We start from the raw sequence: 23934 nt of genomic DNA, 5'->3' as shown, positions 1-23934 counted from the left end.
CGGGGGTCAGGGTTCGACGTTCGCGCTGAAGAAGTCCTCCACCAGGGTCCGGGAGATCTCGTCGCGGGTCACGAACCCGCTCCCGTCCTGGTCGAGGCGGCGGAACGACTCGGCGGCCTCCTGCGGGGAGACGCCCGCCACCGCGGTGTACCACCGGGTGTGCTCGTCCAGGCCGATCCGGCCGTCGCCGTCGGCGTCGGTGATCTCCATCAGGGCGTCGACGAACGGCTGGTAGGTGGCGGTGAACGCCTCCTTGCCGCCCTGGAGCTGCTGCGCGAACCCCTGCTTGAACTCCGCGCGGTCGATGCGGCCGTCGCCGTCGGCGTCGCTGGTCCTGGACAGGTTCGTCCACATGTCGGTCATGACGGTCCCGAGGCGGGCGGCCCGGTCCGACCCGGCCGGCAGCCCGTACGCGCCGGCGAGCACCTTGGCGGCTTCCCGGAAGTCGGACTCCTCGATGTACCCGTTCTTGTCGATGTCGTAGAGGTCGAAGCGCTGGTCCAGTGTGCGTTCAAGGGATTTTGACATGGTCATGGGAACTCCCGGATGAATGCGGCGTACGGCAGTCTGCTTCGTGCGAACCGCACGAAGTCCACCCGTCCCGCTACCCCGAACTCAACTCCCGAACACAGGCCCCGTCAATAAGCCGTCCGAGTGAGCAGGAATTGGTTAGATATTTTTCACACCGTTGCTACCAGCGGCAACGGTTATTAACAGGGCATCCGGGACCGGCCTCGCATTAGCATTCAGTGGGGAGTCGGACGCCGATCGGAGGATTATGCGACATGCCTCGGAATTCACCGGACGGCAGAATTGCGACACCGTCCGGTCTCCCCCGGAAATGCGGGGCTGCAGTAATGCGGAGAACTGCTCCGGCGGTACGGGGCACCGGTCGGGTACCGGCGCGGTCGCCCCGCGGCCGGGGGCACCCCGTTCACCGGCCGGGCGTCGCCTGCCCACCGGGCGCCGTTTGTCCTCCGGCGACCCGGGTAGCCGCCCGGCATGGACGACGAACGCGGGAACGCACCCCGACAGGACTACGACGACGTGAGCCGCGCGCCGCTGGACGAGCAGGCGTCGGGCCCCCTGGACGACGAGGGCGACGGCACGCCGGGGCGCAGCGACAGCGGGTCGGTGCACCCCGAGGCCGGCCCGACCGGCAGCGTCGGTCTCGCCGACTACTCGAACGTCGACCCCGACAACGGCTGAGGGCGGTCGGGCGCGGGATCGCGCTCAGGACGGCGGGGCGGCCCCCGGGCGGACCCACAGCAGGTGCCGCACGCGCGGCGGTCCGGTGGCCAGCTCCCGCGCCGCCGCCTCCACGGCGAGGTCGACCGCGGTGCCGCGTTCCAGGTGCTGGCGCAGGTGCTCGTGCCACGTCTCGACGACGAAGGTCTCCAGGTGCAGCTCCGGGTCCTCCGAGTCGCGGAACAGGCCCCACTGGGTCGCGCCGGTCCTCCGGCGCGACCGGCCGACCTTGCGCATCGCCTCGGTGAACGCCGCGGCCCGCTCCGCCGGCACCCGCCACTCCGCGGTCACCAGCACCGGGCCGGCGGCGGCGTCCCCGACCTCCGGCGGCGCGTCCCACAGGCTCGCGGGCGTGGTGTCGAGCTTGCGGTCGGTCAGCGGCAGCAGGCGCGCCGCGACGAGCACCACCAGCACCATCGCGACAGCCGGGACGACCACGCCCCACCCCACGCCCAGCGCGCCGGCGACCGCGCCCCACACCACCGCGCCGAACGCCTGGCCGCCCATCAGCATCAGCTGGTAGTAGGCCAGCGCGCGGGCCCGCGTCCAGGCGGGCAGCAGCACCTGCGCGGTCGCGTTGAGCGTGGACAGCACGGCGATCCAGCCCGCGCCCGCCACCAGCATCGCCACGACGGCCACCGCGGCGCTCGCGGTCACCCCGGCCAACGCCGTCGCCGCCCCGTAGGCGCAGGTCGCCGCGGTGATCAGGGTGTTCTTGCCGATCCGGTCCAGCAGGCGGGGCACCACGAACGCGCCGCCGATCGCCCCGGCCCCGACGCTGCCGAGCAGCACGCCGTACCCGCCCGCGCCGAGGCCGAGCGGACCGCGCGCCAGGGCGGGCAGCAGCGCCCACAGCCCGCTGCCGAACACGACGAACAGCACGCACCGCACCAGGACCCGGGAGAACAGCGGCGAGCTGCGGACGTAGCGGGCCCCGGTGCGCACGGCGGTGACCACGTGCTCGGCGCCCAGCGGGCGCGCGTCGGCCGGGCGCCGCCACCGCCACAGCACCAGCAGCACGCCGAGGAAGGACACCGTGTTGAACGCGAACGCCGCCTCCGGCCCGGACGCCGCGATCAGCACACCGCCCAGCGCCGGCCCGATCGCGCGGCCGACGTTCATGTTCACGCCGTTGAGCAGCGCCGCCTGCGGGATCTCCGCGCGCGGCACCAGCTCCGGCTGGATCGCCTGGAACGACGGCATGGACAGCGCCTGCCCCACGCCCATCAGCGCGATGAGCGCGAGCAGCGCCACCGGCGTGGCCGCGCCGCTCGCGGCCAGCACGGCCAGCGACGCCGCGCCGGCCAGCATCAGCGCCTGGCCGCACATCAGCACCCGACGGCGGTCCAGGACGTCGCCGAGCGCGCCGGACGGCACGACCAGCAGGAACACCGGCAGCGTCGTGGCCGCCTGGACCAGCGCGACCTCCAGCGTGCTGCCGCCGAGGTCGCCCATCAGCCACTGCGCGCCCACGGTCTGCGCCCACGTGCCGGTGTTGGACGCGAACTGGGCCAGCCACAGCGCGCGGTAGGCGGCGCGGCGCAGCGGCGCCCACGCCGACGGAGCGGTCATGCGGTGCCCCCGGTCACCACCCGCAAGTACCTCGCCGGCACGTCGTCAAACGCCGTTCACCGCTTCGGGGCGCGACGCCAGCAGCGCCGCCTTGTCCGGTTTGCCGCTGGGCGCGATCGGCACCGCGGTCACCGTCGTCACGGTCGCGGGCACCGCGCCGTCGCCCAGTTCGGCGGCGACCAGCGCGCGCAGCGCGTCCCCGTCGGGCGAGGCACCGGGGCGGGCGATGACGAAGGCGTGCACCGCCTCGCCGGTGCGCTCGTCGGGCGCGCCCACGACGTACGCCTGGTCCACGTCCGGGTGGGAGGCCAGGGCCTTCTCGATGGGGCCCGCGTAGTGCAGGACCGCGTTGACGAACACGACGTCGCGGGCCCGCCCGGTCAGGTGCAGGAAGCCGTCGCCGTCGAGCCGGCCGAGGTCGCGGGTGCGGACCCAGTCGTCGCGCAGGACCTCGGCGGAGCGCGCGGCGTCCCCCCAGTAGCCGCGGAAGGCGTTGGCGGTGCGCACCAGGACCTCGCCGGTCGCGCCCGGCGGCACGTCGGCGCCGCCCTCGTCGACCACCCGCACGTCCACGCCGACCCACGGCCTGCCCACGGAGGCGAGCGAACCGGGGTGCCGCCGCACGTCGGCGGCCGTCAGCAGCGACACCATGCCCAGCTCGGTCTGGCCGTAGCCGTGGTGGGCCACGTCGCCCAGCAGCTCGACCGCCTGGGCGAACCGGTGCGGCGCCAGCGGTGACCCGGCCACGAGCAGCGACCGCAGGGTGGTCGCGTCGGTGGGCCGCAGGGTGTCCAGGACGTGGTGCAGCCGGGGCACGGTGAGCAGGCACGCGGTGACGCGCAGCCGCCCGAAGTCGCGCGGCAGGTCCGGCGCGCCCTCGGCGACCACGGCCGTGCCGCCGGAGAGCAGGCACAGCGCCAGGTGCTCGGACACCACGGCGCTGGCGAGGGTGCCGAACAGCAGGAACCGGTCGTAGCGCGCGGCCAGGTCCCGGGTGCGGTCGGTCCACCGCGCCGGCTGCCACGACCAGTGGCCGGTCAGCGCGGCGTAGGTGAAGGAGACGCCCTTGGGCACGCCGGTGCTGCCGCTGGTGAGGACCACCAGGGCCGTGTCGCCGGGCCGCCCCGCGGGCACGAGGTGCTCGCCGTCGGCCGGCAGGTCGCGCTCCAGCACGACGACGCGCGCCGCCCCCGCCGCCGCGCGCAGCGGCGGGGTGTCGGATTCGGCGTCGACCACCAGCACGCCCACGTCGCCGAGCACGTGCCGCAGGTGCGCGGCGGGCAGCCCCTGCCGCACGCCCACGACCCGGCAGCCCAGCACGTGCGCGGCGGCCTGGGCGGCGAACCCGGCCGCGCTCACGCCGGTGGCGAGCGCCACGCCCGTGCCCGGTCCGGCGCCCGCGGCGCGCAGGGCGGCGGCGGTGCGGCGGACGAGGTCGAGCAGCTCGCCGCGGGAGGTGGCTCGTCCCCGGTGCTCGAAGGCGGGCGCGACCGGGTCGCGGGCCAGTTCGTCGAGCAGCGCCTGCGGGAAAACGGACTCTTCCGACATGGGACCTCCGAATCTCTCGGGCGACTCACTACCACCGCGCCGAGCACGCCGGGGAAACCGACAGCGTCTCGACATCGATTGCGACCGTTCGGAGCAGAATTTTTGCCCGTCCATTCTGATCGGATTACACCAAAAGTATGTGAGCTAGATCACCTTGAGTATTGACCAAGGCGTTGTTTAAGTCTCAACCAGCCGCCGCAAATGCCCGTCGGATGAGAGGAGCATTCCGGTGCCCAGCACGGAGGAGTTCGAGTACCTGGTGATCGGCGCAGGTCCGGCGGGGTTGCAGGCGGGATATTTCCTCGCTCGTGCCGGACGCAGTTACCTGGTCGTGGAATCGGGAAGTGCGCCGGGCACGTTCTTCACCCGCTTCCCCCGGCACCGCACGCTGATCTCCAGCAACAAGGTGCACACCGGGTGGGACGACCCGGAACTGCGGCTGCGCATGGACTGGAATTCACTGCTGTCCGACGAGCGCACCCCGCTGTTCACCGCGCGCACCCCGCGCTACTTCCCGCACGCCGACGAGATGGTGGGCTACCTGGCCGACTTCGCGGCCACCCACGACCTCGCCGTCCGGTACGACACCCGACTGGTGGAGATCACCCGACCGGACGACTTCGAGGCCCGTGACCAGCACGGCAACGTCTTCCGGGCCAAGCGGGTCATCGCCGCGACCGGCGTCTCGCTGCCGAACCTGCCCGATTTCGAGGGCGCGGAACTGGCCGAGCGGTACGTCGACGTCACCACCGACCCGGCCGACTTCACCGACCAGCGGGTGCTCATCATCGGCCGCGGCAACTCGGCGTTCGAGACCGCGGACAACCTGATCGAGACCGCCGCGGTGATCCACGTGGTCGGCGCGGGCTCGCTGCGCCTGGCGTGGCGGACCCACTTCGTCGGCCACCTGCGCGCGGTGAACAACAACTTCCTCGACACCTACCAGCTGAAAACGCAGAACGCGGTGCTCGACGGCCGGGTCCTGGGGATTCGGCGGGACGAGCACGGCTACCACGTCAAGGTGTCGTTCGAACGCGTGAACGAAGTGGTCAAGGAAATCCGCTACGACCGGGTCGTCCTGGCCACCGGATTCCGGTTCGACGCGTCGGTGTTCGCCCCGGAGTGCCGGCCGCAGCTGACCATCAACGACCGGTTCCCGGCCCAGACCGAGACCTGGGAGTCGGTGAACGTGCCCGACCTGCACTTCGCGGGCACCATCACCCAGGTCCGCGACTTCAAGAAGTCGACCAGCGGTTTCATCCACGGTTTCCGCTACGGCGTGCGCGCCCTGCACCACATCCTGGAGCAGCGCCACCACGGCGTGGCCTGGCCCACCGCCGACCTCGGCGACCGGGTCGAGGCGGCCGTGGACGAGGTGGTCCGCCGGATCAACACCAGCTCGGCGCTGTGGCAGCAGTTCGCCTTCCTCGGCGACGTGCTGCTGGTCGCGCCGGACGGGCGGATGCGCTACGCGGAGGAGGTGCCGGTCGCCCACACCCGGGTCGCCGTGCCGCGCGGCGACTTCGGCGAGGTCGCCGCGCACGCGGTGATCACCCTGGAGTACGGCGAGGACCACGACCTGGTCGACCCGTTCGACGTCACCGCGGGGCGCAAGTCCCAGGACGACGTGCAGGGCCTCGACGGCCGCTACCTGCACCCGGTGGTGCGGCTCTACCGGGGCGGCGAGTTCGTCGCCGAGCACCACGTGACCGAGAACCTGGAGAACGAGTGGGACAGCGAGGCCGTGCACCGCGCCCCGCTGCGCGCGTTCCTCGGCACCCACCTCGGCTCCCCCGCCGAGTCGGCCGCCGCCGAGGTGCCCGCCGCCGAAGTGCCCGCCGCCGAAGTGCCTGCCGCGTCCGCGGTACGCGCGTGACCGGCGTGCTCGCCGCCGCGCGGGAGCGGGCCCGCGACGTGCTCGACCCGGCGTTCTACGACTACGTCGCGGGCGGCGCGGGACGGGAGCGGGTGGTGGCCGACAACGAGCGCGCCTTCGACCGGCTCGCGCTGCTGCCCCGGGTCCTGCGCGGCAGCGGCGTGCGCGCCACCTCCGTCGACCTGCCCGGCGCGCCCGCCTCGGCGCCGGTGCTGGTCGCGCCGACCGCGTTCCACCGCCTCGCCCACCCCGAGGGCGAGCTGGCCACCGCGCGGGCGGCGGCGGGCACGGGCGTCGTGCTGGTCACCGGCATGGCCGCCACCACCGCGGTGGCCGAGGTGACCGCCGCCGCGCGGGCGGTGGACCCCGGCGCGGCGGTGTGGTTCCAGCTCTACCTCCAGCCCGAGCCCGAGGTCACCGAGTGCCTGGTGCGGCGGGCCGAGCGCGCCGGGTGCACCGCGCTGGTGGTCACCGTCGACTCGCCGGTGTTCGGGCGGCGCGAGCGGGACCTGCGCAACGGCTTCACCGACCTGCCGCCCGGCTACGCCGCGGAGAACATGCGCGACCTGCCGGGCGGGCCGCCCGGCCGCACTCGGGACATCGCCATGTCGCCGGAGCTGTCCTGGGACGACGTGGCGCGGCTGCGGGCGACGACGTCGCTGCCGATCCTGCTCAAGGGCGTCCTGCACCCCGCCGACGCGCGCCTGGCCGTGGAGCACGGGGTGGACGGCGTCGTGGTGTCCAACCACGGCGGGCGGCAGTGCGACGCGGTGCCCGCCGCCGTGGACGCCCTGCCCGGCGTCGTGGCGGCGGCGGGCGGGCGGGTGCCCGTGCTGCTCGACGGCGGGGTGCGGCGCGGCACCGACGTGGCCGTCGCGCTGGCCCTGGGCGCGGCGGCGGTGGGCATCGGGCGGCCCGTGGTGTGGGGCCTGGCGGCCGACGGCGAGGCGGGCGTGCGGCGGGTGCTGGAGGAGCTGCTGGACGAGTACGACCACGCGCTCGCGCTGTGCGGGGCGCGCGGCAACGCCGACCTGGCGCCGGACCAGGTGGTGCGCCGCGCCGGCACCGACACCCCGACCGGCGACCGCCGGGGTGCGTCGTGAAGGTGCTGCCCCTGCTGGCCGCCGCCGCGGTGGTCGGCGCGACCCGGTGGCTGCCGCGACGGGTCGTGGCGCTGCGCGTCCGGGTCTTCGAGCTGGTCAACGGCGACCGCGCGGTGGTGCTGCCGGACGACCGGTACGGGCCCGAGGTGTTCGAGCGCGTGTACGCCGACCCGGCCGTCAACGGCCGCAGCCGCGGCGCGGGCCTGTCCGACCTGTTCTGGTACTGGCTGTCCCCCGGGCCCGAGGTGCACCAGGAGCACCTGGAGGACGGCCCGCGCTACGACGACGTCGCCCGCACCACCCGCCGGATCGTCGGCGGCGCGTCGGCGACCCTGGCCGAGGCCGCCACCCGCGCCGCGGCCACCGCGCTGGACGCCCTGCCCGACGACCGGGTGAGCCTGGTCCGGCTGCGCGACCTGGTGATGCCGGTGTGGGCGGAGTACTTCCACGAGCTGGTGTTCCGCGAACCGTGCCCGCCGCACGCCCGCGACCTGGTCGTGGGCCACGCGAACGACGTCGTCACCTCGCTCAAGTGCACCGGCCTGCGCCACCCGCGCCGCCGGGCGCGCCTGACCCGGTACCTGCGGGCCCGCGTCGAGGCGGGCGACGTGCCGCACGAGCTGCCCGCCTCGCTGACCACCGCCGAGCAGGTCCACTACCTCCAGGGCACGTTCTTCAACACCGCCGTGGTGCAGATGGCCGAGGGCACCGCCCACCTGCTGCTGGCCGTCGCCCGGCACCCGGACGTGCAGCGCAGGCTGGTCGCCGACCCCGACGACGACCGCTACCTCGACCACGTCCTGGACGAGGTGCTGCGGCTGTACCCGCTGTTCGGCATCGCCCACCGCGTCACCACCGGCGAGGTGCGGCTGGACGAGCGGACCTCGCTGCCCGCCGGGACGGTGGTGTGCTTCAGCTACCCGGACTACCACGCCACCGGCTACGACCGGCCCGACGAGTTCGACCCGGACCGCTGGCGGGACCTGTCGGCCCGCGACGCCCACCACATCCCGTTCGGGGTGGCCGCCAACCGGCCCTGCCCGGCGTGGCGGTTGGCGCCGCTGGCGATGCGCGCCTGCGTCCGCGAGGTGCTGCGCCGCTTCCGCCTGGAGTCGACCGCCTCGCACACCCGGTCCATCCCGAACCGCGCGCCGTGCCTGCTCGTGCCGCGCGGTGCCGAGCCCCGACCCGGGGTGCTGCCGGCGCTGCGCCTGTTCGTGCGGCTGCGCGACCGCTGCGAGGACGTGACGCGCAGCCTGGTGCAGCTGGTGCTGGGCACCGTGATGGTGCTCGACGCCCGCCGCCTGCGCCTGGCCGAGCGCTACTTCGCCGCCCTCGACGGTGCCACCCCGAGTGGTGCCGCTCCCGACGTTCCCGCACCGACCACCACCACCGCCACTTCCGCCGCCGCTGATACCGACCGAGCCGGGCGCTGCCCGGTGGTCCACTGACACTGGAGGCGCGTTGACCCCCACCGAACTTGCCCCCGCGTTCTTCCTAGCGGTCGTGGTCGTCCTGTTCACCTGCCGGCTCGTCGGGCGCCTGCTGCGCGCCGTCGGGCAACCCCCCGTCGTCGGCGAGATGGTCGCCGGCGTCGTGCTCGGCCCCTCGGTCCTGGGCGCGCTGCTGCCCGGGGTGGAAGCCGGGTTGTTCCCCCAGGAGCTGAGGCCCGTCCTGTACGTCGTGGGCCAGATCGGGCTCGTGGCGTTCATGTTCCGCGCGGGCTGGGAGTTCCGCATCGACCGGGTGCGCGGCGTGGCCCGCCCCGCCGGCGTGATCTCCGCGGCGGGCATCCTGGTGCCGCTGCTGCTGGGCGGCGCGCTGACCTGGTTCGCAGACGGCCGGGCCGACGTGTTCCCGGACGACGTCCCGCTGCTGGTGTCCGCGCTGTTCGTCGGCGTGGCGCTGGCCATCACCGCGTTCCCGATGCTGGCCCGCATCATCACCGAGCGCGGCCTCCAGGAGACCCGCTTCGGCGCCATCTCGCTCGGCGCGGGCGCGGTGGACGACGCGCTGGCGTGGGTGCTGCTGGCCGGGGTGCTCGGCATGGCCACCGGCGACGCCTGGCCGGTCGCCATCGCGGTGGGCGGGTCGGTGCTGCTGGCCGGCCTGCTGGTGGTGCTGCTGCGCTCGCACGGGCGCGCGGTCGTGCTGACCGAGCGGTTCACCGCGGAGAACCTGCTGCTGGTCGTGGTGGCGGTGCTCTTCCTGGCCGCCTGGTACACCGACACGATCGGCCTGTACGCCGTGTTCGGCGCGTTCAGCCTCGGCGTGGTCTTCCCGCGCTCGGAGGCCCTGGACCGGGCGGTGTCCGCGCTGACGCCGGTGGGCGCGCTGTTCCTGCCCCTGTTCTTCACCTACTCGGGGCTCAACACCGACTTCGCGCTGCTGGGCAGCGGGTCGCTGCTGCTGTTCACGGTGGCGTGCGTCGTCGTGGCGGTCGTCGGCAAGTTCGGCGCCTGCTGGCTCGCCGCACGCGCGGTGGGTGAGCCGCAGCCGGTGGCGCTGCGGGTGGGGGCGCTGATGAACGCGCGCGGCCTCATGCAGCTCATCGCGATCAACGTGGGCCTCGCGGCGGGCATCGTGACGCCGGCGCTGTTCAGCGCGCTGGTCGTGGTGGCGCTGGTGACCACCATCATGGCGACGCCGCTGCTGTCCCTGTTCGACCGCCTCGACCGGCGTCGCACCCGCGGCGACGTGCCCGAGCAGGTTCCCGTGGCGCCCGGCACCGCCTGATCCGTCTGCCTGGGCCGCCGTCCCGCGCGGGGCGGCGGCTCAGGCGACCGGTCCCCGTTCCGCGCCCTCCCGTTCGACGCCCTCGCGTTCAGCGCCTTCCGCGCCCACCTCCACGGGCGGCAGGAAGCCGACGAGCCGGGAGCGGCGGGCCAGCCGCCCGTAGGCGTCGCCGATCGCCTGCCGCACCACGTCCTGGTCGACGCGTTCGCCGAAGCGCCGCGCCACCTCCTCGGCCGCCTTGTCCAACTGCGCCTCGACGACGGTGTTCACCTGGCCCGCGTCCACCTCGTTCGCGGTCGCCCCACCGGCGTTCACCTGCTCCGCGCTCACCTGGTGCGGGACGCTCGCGCCACGCCCCGACAGTTCGTCCGCCACGGGTTCCTCCATCACGAAGACCACTCGGTTCCTGGTCGTCGGGTACCCGCGACCGGGTGCGGCGAACACACCCGGCCGGATGGACCGCAGGTCAGCGGCGGAAACGGGAGACGAGCCCGGCCAGGCCGGTGGGTCGCGGGCGGACGGGCAGCCTGCCGGAGACCACGTCGTCGAGCAGCGTGCCCACGGTCTCCGCCGCGCACGCCCGGTTCGCGCCGATGCCGCCGGACGGGCCGCGCTTGATCCAGCCCACGACGTACGCGCCGGGCCGCCCCTCCACCCGCCCGCCGGTGTGCGGGACGGTGCCGGCGGCCTCGTCGAACGGGAGGCCGGGCACCGGGGTGCCCCGGTAGCCGACCGCGCGGACCACCCGGCCCGCGGTGATCTCCACGTCCCCGTCCGGGCCGGTCACGCGCAGGCCGCGCACCTCCTCGTCGCCGACGACCTCCAGCGGCGCGGAGCGGAACCGCAGCACGACGCGCCGCCCGGCGGGCGGTGGCGCGGACCAGTCGACGGCCTCGCGCGGCACGTCCCGCAGCAGCCCGGCCTTGTCGGCGGGCGCGGCGGCGTCGATCGCCCGCAGCACCTCCGGGTCGTGCGCGTCGACCACCAGGTCCGCGCCGTCCCGCGCGAGCAGGGCGAGCAGCTCCGGCCTGGTGTACGCGGCGACGTCCGGGCCGCGCCGGGCGAGCAGCACGACCTCGCGCACCTCGCTCGTCCGCAGCCGGGCCAGCGCGCCGGGGGCGATCGCCGTGCCCGCGAGCGCGTCCGGGTCGGCGGTCAGGATGCGCGCCACGTCCAGCGCGACGTTGCCGGTGCCCACCAGCACGACCCGCTCGGCCGACAGGTCCACCGCGTCCGCCGGCACGTCCGGGTGGCCGTTGTACCAGGCCACGACGGTGGTGGCGGCGAGGCTGCCGGGCAGGTCCTCGCCGGGGACGCCGAGCGGGCGGGCCGCCGACGCGCCGACGGCGTAGACCACCGCGTCGTGCCGCGCGGCCAGCTCCGCCGCGGTGACGTCCCGGCCCACCTCGACGCCCAGCCGCAGCCGCAGCCGCGGGTGGGCGTGGAAGCGGGCGAACACCTCGCCGATCTTCTTCGTCGACGGGTGGTCGGGCGCGACGCCGTAGCGCACCAGGCCGCCCGCGACCGGCAGCCGGTCGATCAGCGTAACCCGGGCGTTGGTGTGCAGCAGCAGGTCCTCCACGGCGTACATGCCGGCCGGGCCGGTGCCGACCACGGCCACGTCCGGCGCCTTGAGGTCGCCGGGCAGGGCGCGGTCGAACACCGGCGGTCCCCACGCGTGGAAGTTCGGCGAGGGGTCGGCCGCCTCCGCGATCACGTCCCGGTCCGCGTAGTGCTCGGCGTTGATCCGGGCGTAGGGCCGCATCGCCGCGCTCAGGGCGTCCACCGGGAAGATCGCGTCGACCGGGCACGCGTCCGCGCACGCGCCGCAGTCGATGCACGCGCGCGGGTCGACGTAGAGCATCTCGGTGGTGCCGAAGTCGGGCTCGTCCGGCGTCGGGTGGATGCAGTTGACCGGGCAGACGGCGACGCAGGACGCGTCGTTGCAGCAGGTCTGGGTGATCGCGTAGGCCATGGTCGCCGTCAGATGAGGTTCGCGCGCCGGTAGAACGCCAGGGACGCCTTGGTGAGCAGCCCGCAGGAGTCGAGGAACTCCATCAGCCCGGCGCAGCTCGACCGCAGCATCGCCTTGTGGTGCTCATTGGCCCTGGCCTCGCGGATGGCGCGCTCGGCGTCCAGCCCGGCGTTGGCGTAGACCTCCTCGCTCACCATGCTGGTGACGATCGCGTACGACGCGCCGGCCACGACGAGCGCGTTGACCTGCCTGCGCAGCCGCCCGGCGCCCCTGAGCCGCTCGCGGGTCTCCTCGCGGGCGAACTTCATGTGCCGCGACTCCTCGACCACGTGGATGTTGTTGATGGTGCGCACGAAGGGCACTACCCGCTCGTCGCGCATCCAGTCGCGCTGCATGACGTCCAGGACCTCTTCGGCGACCAGGATGGCGGCGTAGGCGGCCTCGCCGAACGCGAGGGTCTTGAACGCCCGGCCCAGCTCGACCACCACCCGGCGCGGCCGGTACGCGGGGGCGCGCAGCTTCGCCGCGCCGCGCGCGAACATGATCGAGTGCCGGCACTCGTCGGCGATCTCGGTCAGCGCCCACTGGAACGCGGGGTCGGTCGGGTCCTTGGCGTAGAAGTCCCGCAGCACCATCTGCTGCAGGATCATCTCGAACCAGATCCCGGTGCTCGCCACGGACGCCGCCTCCTGGCGGGTCAGCTCGCGCTGCTGCTCGGGGGTCATCTCGTCCCAGTAGGACGTCCCGTACAGCGTGCTCCACTCCGGGCTGGCGCCGTGGTAGTCGGTGTCGAGCGGCGTCTCCCAGTCGACCTCGCGCACGGGGTCGTAGGAGAGCTGCTCGGACGAGTCCAACAACCTGCGCGCGACGGCCTGGCGGTCGGGCCGGGCCGCGTCCGCGTGGTCGTGGGTGTCGACGCTGGTCATGAGGGCTCCCTATGACTGATTGCCTGTTACCCGAGATTACTGTTACCAACGGTAACACACAAGTATCGGCCTCGGACCAGGCACGGGAGTTCCAGGTGAGGTGGCCGGGACGGGACCCGGCACCGCGCGCGGACGCGCCGGGCGTCACCCCTACGCGTGCGCGAGGACCAGCAGGCGCTGGTGCGCCCAGTCGGCGGGGCCGCCGTCCGGACCCAGGAACGCCACCCCGGCGAACCCGGCGTCGCGCAGCCACCGCTCGTACTCCGCGAGCCCCACCAGCCGCAGCGACCACGTGCACGAGCGCGTCCGCCCGTCCCGCACGAGGGTCCGCGCGCCGGTGATCCGGGTGCCGGCGGCGTCCAGGGAGACCTCGTCGAGCATCAGGTCGTCCCCGGCCCGGCGCAGGACGACCCGGTGGTTGTCGGCCACCGCCCTGGCGTGCTCGTGGACCGGGTGCACGGTGTCGATGAGCAGGCGACCGCCGGGGCGCAGCGACCGGCACAGGGTGCGCAGCACCAGGCGGCTGTCCTCGTCGTCGCCGTAGCCGAAGCTGGTGAACCACAGCAGCGCCGCGTCGTGCTCCGGTTCCGGCTCGAACCGCCGCAGGTCCGCCACCTCGAACGTGGCCCCGGTCCCGTCCCGGGCCGCGTCGGCGCGCGCCGAGGCGATCAGGGTCGGGCTGCGGTCGACGCCGTGCACGCGCACGCCGCGCGCGGCCAGCTCCCGCGCGACCCGGCCGTAGCCGCAGGCCGCGTCCAGCACGGACGCGCCCGCCCGCAGGCCCGCCACGCGCATCGCCAGGTCCGCCTCGGCCCGGTTGAACCCGCGCGGGTGGGAGTGGCGCATGAAGTGCTCGTAGTCGGCGTCGAACACCGCGTCCAGGTCGTCCTCGCCCATGTGCGCGGTCGCCGGGCGCCGCGCGGGTGCCCTGGTCGCCGCGGTCGCCGGGCGCTGCGCGGTCTGGGACATGCTGCTGCTCCGTTCTGCGGGCGGGGGACGGCGGGCCGTCGGACCACGCGTACCCCCGGGTCGGGCGGGCCAACGCCGCGCGGGCCGGCATTCCCCGTTCGTGCGACCCCGCGCCCCGGGAAATGCGGGCGCGGCGAGTGGTGCCCGCGTGCTACCCACCTGTGGTGGACCGAATGACCCTCAGCGCACTCGCGCACGCCGACCACCCCATCTCCGCGCCGCTCGACGACGTCACCGTCGCCGACCTGCTCGACCGGGCCGTGCACCGGCCCGACGCCCACCTGCTCGACCTCGGCTGCGGCGAGGGGGCGTGGCTGCTGCGCGCGCTCCAGGCGAACGACGCCGCCACCGCCGTGGGCGTCGACATCTCCGACGCCGGGTTCGACCGAACGCACGCCGAGGCGCTCCGCAGCGGCGTCGCGGACCGGTTGGAACTCGTCCGGCACGACGTGACGACCTACCGCTCGACGCGCCCGGCCGACGTGGTGCTCAGCGTCGGCGCGGCCTACGCGTTCGGCGCGGTGGCGCCCACCCTCGCCGCCGCCCGCCGCCACCTCGCGCCCGACGGCGTGGTCGTGTTCGGCGACTGCTTCTGGGAAAGCGAACCGTCACCGCGGGTGCGCGCGCTGATCGAGGTGGGACCGCAGTCGTTCACCGACCTGGCGTCGACCACGGCGTCCGTCGTGGCCGACGGCTGGACGCCCGTGCACGGGCACGTGAGCACGCTCGCCGAGTGGGACGAGTACGAGTGGAGCTGGACCGGGTCGCTCGCCCGGTGGGTGCTCGACCACCCCGACGACCCGGACCACCGGCAGGCGCTGGAGGTGTCGGCCGCGCACCGGGAGGACTGGCTCGGCGGCTACCGGGGCGTGCTGGGCTTCGTCGTGCTGGTACTGCGGCCCACGCCGCCCGGCGCGGGGTCGGCTGGAGCAGGGTCGGCCGGCGCGGGGTCGCCCGGCGCAGGTTCGCCCGGCGCAGGTTCGCCCGGCGCAGGTTCGCCCGGCGCGGGGCCGGGCGGCGCTGGGCCCTCCAGGACCGAGTAGACCAGCCCGTCGACCACGTGGTGCCGCACGAACCCGAGCTTCTCCAGCAGCCGGCCGGACGCGGTGTTGGCGTCGAGGTGCCGGGCGACGAGGCGCTCGGCGAACCCCCGGGCGAACACCTCGGCCACGACCGCCCGGGTGGCCTCGGAGGCGTACCCGCACCCCCAGGCGGCGGGCGCGACCCAGTAGCCGAGCTCCACCGCGGGCACGCCGACGCCCGACTCCCCCGACGACCGCTCGTTCACCGAGACGAGCCCGACCGCCGCGCCCGACCGGTCGTGCATCGACAACCACCCGTACCCGCACCGCCGCCAGTGCTCCAGGGCGGACTGGTGCTTGGTGCTCACGGTCGCGTCGTCCCAGGGCGTCCCGTCGCCGACGTACCGCACGACCTCGGGCAGCGCGGCGAGCGCGCGCAGCCCCTCCCGGTGCTCCGGCGCCCACCGGCGCAGTTCGAGCCGCTCGGTGCGCAGCCATGGTCCCGCGTTCGGGCCGTCCTCGATCAGGCCGTCCGGGGCCGGGTCGTCCGGGATCATGGTCCCATTGACGCACGACGTGCCGGTGCCGCGCGCGCCACCCCCGGGGGTCAGCGGTTCAGGGCCCGGTCCACCAGGGTGGCGACGGGCGCCTGGACGTGCCGGCCGTGACCGGGGACCAGGGTGTCGGCGGGCAGGTCGCGCAGGCCGGCGACGGCGCGCTCCACCCCCTCCTCCGACTCGTTGAACACCGCGGGCAGCTTCTGCGCGCCCGTGCCGAGCCGGGAGATCGGGTGGCCGGTGACCAGGGTGTCCCCGCTGAACAGCACGCCGGTGGACGGCATCAGGTACGCCGTGTGGCCCCGCGTGTGACCGGGCGTGGGCACGGCCACCAGCCCGCCCGGCACGTCCAGCGGCACGCCCGGCTCGACCGCGACCACGTCGTCCACCTTCATCTTCAGGTTCGCCAGGCCCACGGCGCGCACCGTGTCCGCGACCCACCGCACGCCGGCGACCCGCGTGCACTGCCGCAGCATCTGCACCGGCGTGATCTGCTCCAGGTACTCGCGCCGGGCGTGCCGCGCCTCCTCCGCGCCCGTCATCACCGGCGCACCGCACCGGGCGACCACCGCCGGGATGCCGCCCATGTGGTCGAGGTGGGCGTGCGTGAGCACGACGGCGGTCACGTCCTCCGGCCGTCGTCCCACGGCCTCGATCGAGGCCAGCAGCGCCCCGAGGTCGCGGGGGTACCCGGCGTCCACCAGGGTGAGCGACGAGCCGTCGTCGACCAGGGCCCAGTTCACGTTCGTGCCGGTGGCCACGTGCACGTGGTCGTCGATCCGGGTCAGCTCCACGGCCGCGAGCCTAGTGCGGCGATCACCGGGCCGCGGGGTGCCGGGTGGGGGCGGCCGGGTGCCCGGCCGCCCCCACCGGATCAGGCCGGGACGGTCCACCGCTGCCAGGTGTTGGCGTTGCAGTCCCAGACCTGGAGCCGCGTGCCGTTGGCGGTGCTCCCGCCGGGCGCGTCGAGGCAGCGGCCGGACTGCGGGTTGCGCAGCTGTCCACCCTGGACCTGCCACTGCTGCGCGCCGGAGCCGTTGCAGTCCCACAGCTGCACGGGCGTGCCGTTGGCCGTGCCCTGGCCGGCGACGTCCAGGCACTTGCCGAGGGCGCGCACCGCGCCGGACGCGGTCCACGTCTGCGCCGCCGTGCCGTTGCAGTCCCACAGCTGCACGGCGGTGCCGTTGGCGGTGGCCGCGCCGGCGACGTCCACGCACTTGCCGCCCACGCCGGTGATCGGTCCGCCGCGCGGGGCGGGCGCGGTGCCGCCGGGGACGGTGAACTCGCCCTGGTTGAGGACGCGCGGGTGGAAGTAGGCCGCCTGGATCTCGGCGTTGGTGTTGTCGCCGCGCAGCTGCTCCGACCAGAGCATGAAGTACGACCAGCGGGTCTGGGTGTCCAGCAGGGACGCGTTCGGCACCTTGCCCATCTCGGCGACCGCGATGGGCTTGCCGGCCGCGATGGCCTGGACCTGCTGGTAGTCGGCCTGGCTGGGGTGGGGCTTGTACCAGACGTCCAGCGACACCACGTCCACGTACTGCGCGCCCGGGTAGTAGGACGCCCAGCCGCCGGCCGGGTTGTCCTGCACGTTCCACACCCAGATCAGGTTGTCCAGGCCCTTGCCGACCAGGTGGTCGCGGGTGATCCGGTACAGCCGCGCGCCGCCGTCGGGGCCGGGCCGGTTGCCCCACCAGTTCCACGACTCGTTCATCTCGTGCAGCGGGCGGAACAGCACCGGCACGCCTGCGGCCTTGAGCTGCTGGAGGTAGGGCACGACCTCGTCCAGGCGGCGCTTCCACGCGGTGTTGAGCGCGGTGCCGTCGGTGACGACCTGCCTGAACTGCTCGGCCGAGATCTGCGTCTTGACGCCGCCGTCGAACTCGCAGGTGCTGCCGCCGGTGGGCGTGCACACGTGCCAGGTGAGGGTGACCAGCGACCCGTTGGCCCACTCGGTCTTGGCCTGGTCGACGACGCGCTGCCGGTTCGCCACGTCCTCGGCGCGGAACATCAGGTCGCCGCCCCACAGGCCGGGGTACTGGCCGGTGATGTCCTTGACCTGCTGCGTGTACTGGCCGGGCAGGCTCGCGGGCTCCTTGTTGTGCTGGCCGGAGACGACGGCGCGGCCGGTGATGGACGCCAGGTGGTCGAGCACCGCCTGGCGGGACGAGGCCGGGAACGCCGAGGTCTGCGGCGTCGCCGCGACCGCGAGGCCGAGCGCGGTCAGCAGGGTGGTCAGGACGGCCAGGGCGCGTTTCGGTATGGAGTGCACGTGCTCTCCTCTGGATCGGACTCCACGCAGGGGGAGGTGGAGCGTTCTACCGGAGCGGTGCGCACCGCCGAACAGGGATTTCCGGTGGGAGAACAGACCGGATAGGTCTGGACAACACGAAGTTAAGTGCCCCGGATCACAGTGTCAAGACGAGGAACTAAAACGCACTAGTACCGGTCGCGGCCGGGAGCGGTCACCGGCGCGGCGGCGCGGTGGAGCCCCGGGGGACGAGGCTCGGCACGTGCGCGCGGTGGACCGGGGGCGTCACGCCGGCCATCACGTCGAACAGCGTCCCGGCGGCCTGCGCGCCGAACGAGAACACGTCGTGCCGCATCGCCGACAGCGTCGGGCGGGTCAGCTGGCACAGCTGCGAGTCGTCCCACGCCAGCAGCGACAGGTCACCGGGCACGGACAGGCCGAACTCCGCCGCCACGCCCAGCGCCGCGACGGCCATGACGTCGTTGTCGAACACGATCGCGGTGGGCCGGTCGGCCGCCAGCAGCAGGTTCCGGCACGCCCGGCTGCCCTGGTCGGCGGAGAAGTCGGCCACGACGGTGCGCGCGTCCAGGCCCAGCTCCCGCGACACCTCGGTGAACGCCCGCGTGCGGATGGCGCTGTGCCCCAGCTCGACCGGCCCGCTGACCCGCGCGACGCGCCGGTGCCCCAGCGCGGCCAGGTAGCGCACGGCCTCCGCGACGGCGGCGGCGTCGTCGGTCCACACCGAGGTGAACGGCCCGGCCAGGCTCGGGTGCCCCACGACGACGGCGGGCAGCCCGATCCCCGCCAGCGCCGCGACCCTCGGGTCGTCCACGCGCAGGTCGACCAGGATGCAGCCGTTGACCCGCCCGCCCTGCCACCACTCGCGGTGGACCTCGACCTCCTCGTCGCCCTCCACCAGCCTCAGCAGCAGCGAGCACGAGCGGCGGCCCAGCACGCTCTCGATGCCGGAGATGAACTCCATGTAGAACGGCTCCAGCCCGAGCATCCGCGCGGGGCGCGCGATGACCAGGCCCACGGTGTGCACCGCGCGGCCGGCCAGCGAGGACGCGGCCAGGTTGGGCCGCCACCCCAGCTCCCGCGCGGCCTCCAGGATGCGCTCGCGCGTCGAGGCCGACACGCCGGGCTTGTCGTGCAGCGCGATCGTCACCGCAGACGGGGACACGCCGGCCAGCGCGGCGACGTCCTTGATCGTCGCCTTGCGCTCCCCGCCCGCCGCACCGACCCGTTCCACATTCGGCAACCTACCAGCGCGGACGACATTACTGTACCGTTTTAGTAGGTGTCGGCCGCAGGTCGGGTGCGTGGTCCGGCGGTACCGGGCCATGCTCGCCCGAGGCCGGAGCGGCGCGCATTGATACCTTCGGGGTATGACGTTCACGCTGGAGCAGCTGCGCGGGTTCGTCGCGGTGGCCGACGAGCTGCACTTCGGCCGGGCAGCGGTCCGCCTGAAGATGACCCAGCCGCCGCTGAGCAGGCAGATCCAGAAGCTGGAACGCGCGGTCGGCGCGCAGCTGCTGGTGCGGGACAACCGCCGGGTGACCCTCACCGCCGCCGGCCGGGTGTTCCTGGCCCAGGCGCGGCGGCTGCTCGCGCTCGCCGACGCCGCCCCCGAGCAGGCCCGGCGGGTGTCGTCGGGTTCCAGCGGCCTGCTCCGGGTCGGCTTCACCGCCGCCTCCACGTACGGCGTGCTGGGCGCGCTGCTCAACCGGCTGTCCGCCGAGCTGCCGGACCTCGACGTGGACCTGGCCGAGATGGCGACCCGGGAGCAGGTGGCCGGCCTGCTCAACGAGGAGGTCGACCTGGGCCTGGGCCGGCCGCCGTTCGACCGCGCCGCGTTCGGCTCGCGCCCGCTGCACCGGGAGGCGCTGCTGATCGCGGCGCCCGAGGGCCACCGGCTGCTCGGCGCGGGACCGGTGGTGACGGCGGCCGACGTGGGCTCGGAGCCGGTGATCATGCACTCGCCGACCCGGGCGCGCTACTTCTACGACCTCGTGGTCGGCGCGGTGCCGATCGCGCCGGAGAACACCGTGCACGTGGTCAGCCAGGTGCTCACCATGCTGTGGCTGGTGGCGGCGGGCCGGGGCATCGCGTTCGTGCCGGAGTCGGCGGCGCGGCTGTCCATCGAGGGCGTGGGGTTCGTGCGGCTGGCCACCGCCGTGCCCGAACCGGTGGAGCTGCACCTGCTGTGGCTGCGCGCGTCGGCCAACCCGGCGCTGTGGCGGGTGCTGGGCGTGCTCGGGGACGGCGTGCTCGGAGACGGCGTGCCGGTCAGGTGACGCCGGCCGCGAAGGCCCGCCATGGACGCTCGCCGTGGATGCCGTCAAGGTATTGAGCAATGCGAAACAACACTTGGACAGGCATCGTGGCGTGTTCCTACGGTGATCGGGACCCCACCGCCGCGCGCCGCCACGCGCGGCGGCCCCACCGGCCCTAGGACGCCGTAGCCGTGACGCTGATGCCCCCCGACGTTCTCGCGGACCGACTCAAGTCCGGTCTGCTGTCCTTCCCCGTCACCCACTTCGACGACGCGCTGGAGTTCGACGAGGCCCGCTACCGCGAGCACCTGGCCTGGCAGTCCGGGTTCGACGTGGCCGGCCTGTTCGCCGCGGGCGGCACCGGCGAGGGCTTCTCGCTGACCCAGGCCGAGGTGGACCGGGTGGTGCGGGTCGCCGTCGACGAGGTGGGCGGCGCGGTGCCGGTCGTCGCGCCCGCGACCGGCGCCACCGCGGTGGCGGTGGCCCAGGCGAAGGCCGCCCAGGAGGCCGGCGCGTCCGGCGTGCTGCTGTTCCCGCCGTACCTCACCGAGGCGAGCCAGCGGGGGCTCGCCGAGCACATCACCACCGTGTGCCGGGCCACCGACCTGGGCGTGGTCGTCTACAGCCGGGCCAACGCCGTGCTGTCCGACACCACCGTGGCCGAGGTCGCCGACCGCAACCCCAACCTGATCGGCCTCAAGGACGGCGTCGGCGACATCGAGCGGATGACCCGCACCTTCGCCAGGGTCGGCGACCGGCTGGTCTACGTGGGCGGGCTGCCCACGGCGGAGACCTTCGCGCTGCCGCTGCTCCAGCTCGGCGTGAGCACCTACTCCTCCGCGCTGTTCAACTTCCTGCCGGAGTTCGCGCTGGAGTTCTACGCCGCCGTCCGCGCCCAGGACCGCACGGCGGTCTACGGGATGCTCAACGACTTCGTCATCCCCTACCTCGACGTCCGCGACCGCGCCCGCGGCTACGCGGTGTCCATCGTCAAGGCCGGGCTGACCGCGGTGGGCCGCGACGGCGGCCGGGTGCGCCCGCCGCTGAGCGACCTCACCGCCGACGAGCTGGCCGAGCTGACCGAACTGGTGCGGAAGGTGGCGTAGTGGCCGGCACCCCGCCGCACCCCGTCCGCTGACCCCGGCCCCCTCCCGCGAAGGAGCGACATGACCGCCGTGCTCGACCGGATCACCTCGGTCACCCTGTCCTCGGTGACCCTCCCGCTGCCCCGGGGCATCAGCGACGCCAAGGTGCTCACCGGCAGGCAGCGGCCGATGACCGAGGTCGCCCTCCTGTTCGCCGAGATCCGCACCGAGGCCGGGTTGGAGGGCGTCGGGTTCTCCTACTCCAAGCGCGCGGGCGGGCCGGCGCAGTTCGCGCACGCCCGCGAGGTCGCGCCCGACCTGATCGGCGAGGACCCCAGCGACATCGGCCGGCTGTGGACGAAGCTGGTGTGGGCGGGCGCGTCGGTGGGCCGCAGCGGCGCGGCCACCCAGGCGCTGGCCGCGATCGACGTGGCGCTGTGGGACCTCAAGGCCAAGCGGGCGGGCCTGCCGCTGGCCAAGCTGCTGGGCGCGCACCGCGACTCGGTGCGCTGCTACGACACCTCCGGCGGCTTCCTGCACGAGCCGGTCGAGCGGCTCAAGGACAACGCCACCCGCGCGCTGGGGTCCGGCGTCGGCGGTGTCAAGATCAAGGTCGGCCACCCCGACCGGGCGGAGGACCTGCGCCGGGTCGCCGCCGTCCGCGAGCACGTCGGCGACGGCGTGCCGCTGATGGTCGACGCCAACCAGCAGTGGGACCGGCCCACGGCGATGCGCGTGGGCCGGGCGCTGGAGGAGTTCGACCTGGTGTGGATCGAGGAGCCGCTCGACGCCTACGACGCCGAGGGCCACGCCCGGCTGGCCCGGTCGCTGGACACCGCCATCGCCACCGGCGAGATGCTCACCAGCGTCGCCGAGCACTACGAGCTGATCCGGCAGGGCTCGGTGGACGTCCTCCAGCCCGACGCGCCGCGCATCGGCGGCATCACCCAGTTCCTCAAGCTCGCCGCGCTCGCCGAGCACCGCGGCATCCAGCTCGCGCCGCACTTCGCGATGGAGATCCACGTGCACCTGGCCGCCGCCTACCCGCTGGAGCCGTGGGTGGAGCACTTCGACTGGCTGCACCCGCTGTTCGACGAGCGCCTGGAGATCAGCGGCGGCCGGATGCACCTGTCCGACCGCCCCGGCCTGGGCATCACGCTCAGTGAGCGGGCCCGCGCCTGGACCGTCGACCGCGTCACCGCGGAGCTGCCCAGGTGACGGTGCGGGTGGTCGCGGCGTGAACGCCGTGCTGGGCGGTTTCGCGGCCCTGGTGGCGGTCATCGCGGTCGGGTGGCTCACCGCCCGCACCGGCGTCCTGGGCGAGGGCGCGGCCGGGGTGCTGTCCCGGCTGTCGTTCTACGTCGCGACGCCCGCGCTGCTGCTGCTCACGCTCGCCGACGCCGACCCGTCCGCGCTGTTCTCGCCGACCCTGGTGGCCACGGCGGGCAGCGCGGTGCTGTGCGGGCTGCTCTACGCGGTGATCGGGTGGTGGCGGTGGCGGGTGCCCGCCGCCGAGCTGGCCACCGGGGCGCTGGCCACGTCCTACGTCAACGCGGGCAACCTCGGCGTGGCCATCGCGGTGTACGTGCTCGGCGACGCGTCGATCGTGGCGCCGGTGCTGCTGTTCCAGGTGCTGGTGCTGGCCCCGGTGGGGCTCACCGTGCTGGCCTCGTCGCACGGCCGGGTTTCGCCGCTGCGGCTGCTGACCCAGCCGCTGCGCACGCCCGTGGTGCTCGGCTGCGCCGCCGGGCTGGCGCTCGCGGGGACCGGCTGGGAACTGCCCGCCCTCGTGCTGCGGCCGGTGGAGCTGCTGGCCGGGCTCGCCGTGCCCGCCGCCCTGCTGGCCTACGGCACGAGCCTGCACGGCGCGCCGCGCCCGGCGTCGGGCGAGGCCGCCGGGCAGGTGTGGCTGGCCGTCGCGCTGAAGGCGGTGGTGCAGCCGGCGGCGGCCTGGGCGCTGGGCCGCTGGGTGCTCCGGCTGGACGACGCGGCCCTGCTGGCGGTCACCGTCACCTCCGCCCTGCCCACCGCGCAGAACGTGTTCGTCTACGCCACGACCTACGACCGCGGCAGCGAGCTGGCCCGGGACGTGATCCTGATCAGCACGGTCCTGTCCGTCCCGGTCCTGGTGGGGGTCGCCCTCATGCTGGGTGCGTGAGGGCCCCGGCCCCCGGTCACCGCGCGTGGCACAGGTCACCGGCTAGCTATAGGTCAATAGCTATCGTTTTATAGGTACTCTGTCCCGGTGACCGACAGCACCGAGTTCGCCGTCGTCCTGAACGACCTGCACCGCGTGGTCGACCGGCGGATGTCGCGGGACTTCCCGCACCCCAAGCCGCCGGAGAACCAGCTCGCGCTGCTGCGCCTGGTCGGGGCGCGCGAGGGGATCACGGTCCGCCAGGCGGCGGACGTCCTGCTCATGCAGCCCACCAACGTGAGCACGCTCGTCTCCCAGCTCGTGGAGGCCGGGATGCTGACCCGCGTCCAGGACGAGCAGGACCGCCGGATCGCGCACCTGCACGTCACCGACGAGGCGCGGACCCGGATCGGCGAGGCCGACGCCGCCATGGGCGACGTCCTGGCCGAGGGGCTGCGGCGGATGGACCCGGCGCAGGCCGACACCGTCCTGCGGGCGCTGCCCGCCCTGGCCGCGCTGCTCGACGCCCTGTCCTGACCCGCGCCCCGTCCTGACCGGCACCCTGCCCTGCCCCGGGCCCTGTCCTGACTCGGGCCCTGTCCTGTCCTGGGCCCTGACCCGGGCCTTGCCCTGCCCTGACCGGCGCGCTCGCCCGA

At 74.3% G+C, this 23934-nt stretch carries 21 protein-coding genes and 1 pseudogene; 11 read left to right on the top strand and 11 right to left on the bottom strand.

Going from position 1 to position 23934, the window contains the following annotated elements:
• Positions 1–6 precede the first annotated feature (6 nt).
• Positions 7–534: an EF-hand domain-containing protein gene (locus tag ACR807_RS20965; RefSeq protein WP_438923059.1), complete on the bottom strand. Its 528-nt coding sequence runs from the start codon at positions 532–534 to the stop codon at positions 7–9.
• A gap of 468 nt (positions 535–1002) precedes the next feature.
• On the opposite strand from ACR807_RS20965, the gene ACR807_RS20960 reads away from it, so the two are divergent.
• Positions 1003–1209, top strand: a complete 207-nt coding sequence (locus ACR807_RS20960; RefSeq protein ID WP_438923058.1) for a hypothetical protein — start codon at positions 1003–1005, stop codon at positions 1207–1209.
• Between the two features lie 24 nt (positions 1210–1233).
• On the opposite strand, the gene ACR807_RS20955 is transcribed toward ACR807_RS20960, so the two are convergent.
• Both ACR807_RS20955 and ACR807_RS20950 read right to left on the bottom strand, forming a co-directional pair.
• Positions 1234–2820 (bottom strand): MFS transporter, encoded by a 1587-nt coding sequence (locus tag ACR807_RS20955; RefSeq protein ID WP_438923057.1) that lies wholly within the window; start codon positions 2818–2820, stop codon positions 1234–1236.
• A 45-nt stretch (positions 2821–2865) separates the two neighbouring features.
• Complete coding sequence (locus tag ACR807_RS20950; protein WP_438923056.1) at positions 2866–4368, bottom strand: ANL family adenylate-forming protein; 1503 nt, start codon at positions 4366–4368, stop codon at positions 2866–2868.
• A 229-nt stretch (positions 4369–4597) separates the two neighbouring features.
• Here ACR807_RS20950 and ACR807_RS20945 point away from each other — a divergent pair, with 229 nt between their 5' ends.
• From ACR807_RS20945 to ACR807_RS20930, 4 genes are read left to right on the top strand one after another with little or no spacing between them, the layout of a single operon-like run.
• Complete coding sequence (locus ACR807_RS20945; RefSeq protein ID WP_438923055.1) at positions 4598–6244, top strand: NAD(P)-binding domain-containing protein; 1647 nt, start codon at positions 4598–4600, stop codon at positions 6242–6244.
• Entirely contained in the window at positions 6241–7347 is a 1107-nt protein-coding gene (locus tag ACR807_RS20940; protein WP_438923054.1) for an alpha-hydroxy acid oxidase, read from the top strand. Before ACR807_RS20945 ends, ACR807_RS20940 begins: the two co-directional genes overlap by 4 nt.
• Entirely contained in the window at positions 7344–8798 is a 1455-nt protein-coding gene (locus ACR807_RS20935) for a cytochrome P450 (protein ID WP_438923053.1), read from the top strand. Before ACR807_RS20940 ends, ACR807_RS20935 begins: the two co-directional genes overlap by 4 nt.
• Positions 8799–8811: 13 nt before the next feature.
• On the top strand, positions 8812–10083 hold the full coding sequence (locus ACR807_RS20930) for a cation:proton antiporter (protein ID WP_438923052.1): 1272 nt from the start codon (positions 8812–8814) through the stop codon (positions 10081–10083).
• A 39-nt stretch (positions 10084–10122) separates the two neighbouring features.
• Here the strand turns inward: ACR807_RS20930 and ACR807_RS20925 are convergent, their stop codons facing one another.
• The 4 genes from ACR807_RS20925 to ACR807_RS20910 form a co-directional block, all read right to left on the bottom strand.
• Positions 10123–10458, bottom strand: a complete 336-nt coding sequence (locus ACR807_RS20925; protein WP_438923051.1) for a hypothetical protein — start codon at positions 10456–10458, stop codon at positions 10123–10125.
• A 91-nt stretch (positions 10459–10549) separates the two neighbouring features.
• Positions 10550–12058 carry an FAD-dependent oxidoreductase gene (locus tag ACR807_RS20920; protein WP_438923050.1) on the bottom strand — a complete coding sequence of 503 codons (1509 nt, stop codon included), beginning with the start codon at positions 12056–12058 and terminating at the stop codon, positions 10550–10552.
• Positions 12059–12066: 8 nt separating this feature from the next.
• Complete coding sequence (locus tag ACR807_RS20915; RefSeq protein ID WP_438923049.1) at positions 12067–12984, bottom strand: AurF N-oxygenase family protein; 918 nt, start codon at positions 12982–12984, stop codon at positions 12067–12069.
• Positions 12985–13134: 150 nt separating this feature from the next.
• Entirely contained in the window at positions 13135–13953 is an 819-nt protein-coding gene (locus ACR807_RS20910) for a class I SAM-dependent methyltransferase (RefSeq protein WP_438923048.1), read from the bottom strand.
• A gap of 122 nt (positions 13954–14075) precedes the next feature.
• Here ACR807_RS20910 and ACR807_RS20905 point away from each other — a divergent pair.
• Positions 14076–14543: pseudogene (locus ACR807_RS20905) on the top strand (SAM-dependent methyltransferase); the annotation flags it as partial.
• Between the two features lie 269 nt (positions 14544–14812).
• Here the strand turns inward: ACR807_RS20905 and ACR807_RS20900 are convergent.
• The 4 genes from ACR807_RS20900 to ACR807_RS20885 form a co-directional block, all read right to left on the bottom strand.
• Complete coding sequence (locus tag ACR807_RS20900) at positions 14813–15532, bottom strand: GNAT family N-acetyltransferase (protein ID WP_438923047.1); 720 nt, start codon at positions 15530–15532, stop codon at positions 14813–14815.
• Positions 15533–15582: 50 nt separating this feature from the next.
• Entirely contained in the window at positions 15583–16326 is a 744-nt protein-coding gene (locus ACR807_RS20895; RefSeq protein WP_438923046.1) for an MBL fold metallo-hydrolase, read from the bottom strand.
• Positions 16327–16406: 80 nt separating this feature from the next.
• Positions 16407–17801, bottom strand: a complete 1395-nt coding sequence (locus ACR807_RS20890) for a glycosyl hydrolase (RefSeq protein ID WP_438923045.1) — start codon at positions 17799–17801, stop codon at positions 16407–16409.
• 193 nt (positions 17802–17994) lie between these two features.
• Positions 17995–19032 carry a LacI family DNA-binding transcriptional regulator gene (locus tag ACR807_RS20885; RefSeq protein ID WP_438923044.1) on the bottom strand — a complete coding sequence of 346 codons (1038 nt, stop codon included), beginning with the start codon at positions 19030–19032 and terminating at the stop codon, positions 17995–17997.
• Positions 19033–19168: 136 nt separating this feature from the next.
• On the opposite strand from ACR807_RS20885, the gene ACR807_RS20880 reads away from it, so the two are divergent.
• From ACR807_RS20880 to ACR807_RS20860, 5 genes are all read left to right on the top strand, one after another.
• Positions 19169–20077, top strand: coding sequence for a LysR substrate-binding domain-containing protein (locus ACR807_RS20880; RefSeq protein WP_438923043.1), 909 nt, complete (start codon positions 19169–19171; stop codon positions 20075–20077).
• 170 nt (positions 20078–20247) lie between these two features.
• Positions 20248–21162, top strand: a complete 915-nt coding sequence (gene kdgD / locus ACR807_RS20875) for a 5-dehydro-4-deoxyglucarate dehydratase (protein ID WP_438923042.1) — start codon at positions 20248–20250, stop codon at positions 21160–21162.
• Positions 21163–21222: 60 nt separating this feature from the next.
• Positions 21223–22359 carry an L-talarate/galactarate dehydratase gene (locus tag ACR807_RS20870; RefSeq protein ID WP_438923041.1) on the top strand — a complete coding sequence of 379 codons (1137 nt, stop codon included), beginning with the start codon at positions 21223–21225 and terminating at the stop codon, positions 22357–22359.
• Between the two features lie 19 nt (positions 22360–22378).
• Positions 22379–23299, top strand: a complete 921-nt coding sequence (locus ACR807_RS20865; protein WP_438923040.1) for an AEC family transporter — start codon at positions 22379–22381, stop codon at positions 23297–23299.
• Positions 23300–23386: 87 nt separating this feature from the next.
• Positions 23387–23815: a MarR family winged helix-turn-helix transcriptional regulator gene (locus ACR807_RS20860; protein WP_438923039.1), complete on the top strand. Its 429-nt coding sequence runs from the start codon at positions 23387–23389 to the stop codon at positions 23813–23815.
• The last annotated feature ends 119 nt before the right edge of the window (positions 23816–23934 follow it).

It is taken from the genome of Saccharothrix sabaoui, assembly GCF_051756985.1.
Taxonomy (GTDB): Bacteria; Actinomycetota; Actinomycetes; order Mycobacteriales; family Pseudonocardiaceae; genus Actinosynnema.
Note: the sequence above shows the minus strand (reverse complement) of the source record. Positions and strands in the feature narration are given on the sequence as shown.

Coding starts and splice junctions, on each gene's coding strand:
- ACR807_RS20870 (WP_438923041.1), top strand. CDS start 21,223: ATGACCGCCGTGCTCGACCGGATCACCTCGGTCACCCTGTCCTCGGTG.
- ACR807_RS20915 (WP_438923049.1), bottom strand. CDS start 12,984: ATGACCAGCGTCGACACCCACGACCACGCGGACGCGGCCCGGCCCGAC.
- ACR807_RS20920 (WP_438923050.1), bottom strand. CDS start 12,058: ATGGCCTACGCGATCACCCAGACCTGCTGCAACGACGCGTCCTGCGTC.
- ACR807_RS20955 (WP_438923057.1), bottom strand. CDS start 2,820: ATGACCGCTCCGTCGGCGTGGGCGCCGCTGCGCCGCGCCGCCTACCGC.
- ACR807_RS20880 (WP_438923043.1), top strand. CDS start 19,169: ATGACGTTCACGCTGGAGCAGCTGCGCGGGTTCGTCGCGGTGGCCGAC.
- ACR807_RS20900 (WP_438923047.1), bottom strand. CDS start 15,532: ATGATCCCGGACGACCCGGCCCCGGACGGCCTGATCGAGGACGGCCCG.
- ACR807_RS20950 (WP_438923056.1), bottom strand. CDS start 4,368: ATGTCGGAAGAGTCCGTTTTCCCGCAGGCGCTGCTCGACGAACTGGCC.
- ACR807_RS20910 (WP_438923048.1), bottom strand. CDS start 13,953: ATGTCCCAGACCGCGCAGCGCCCGGCGACCGCGGCGACCAGGGCACCC.
- ACR807_RS20965 (WP_438923059.1), bottom strand. CDS start 534: ATGACCATGTCAAAATCCCTTGAACGCACACTGGACCAGCGCTTCGAC.
- ACR807_RS20960 (WP_438923058.1), top strand. CDS start 1,003: ATGGACGACGAACGCGGGAACGCACCCCGACAGGACTACGACGACGTG.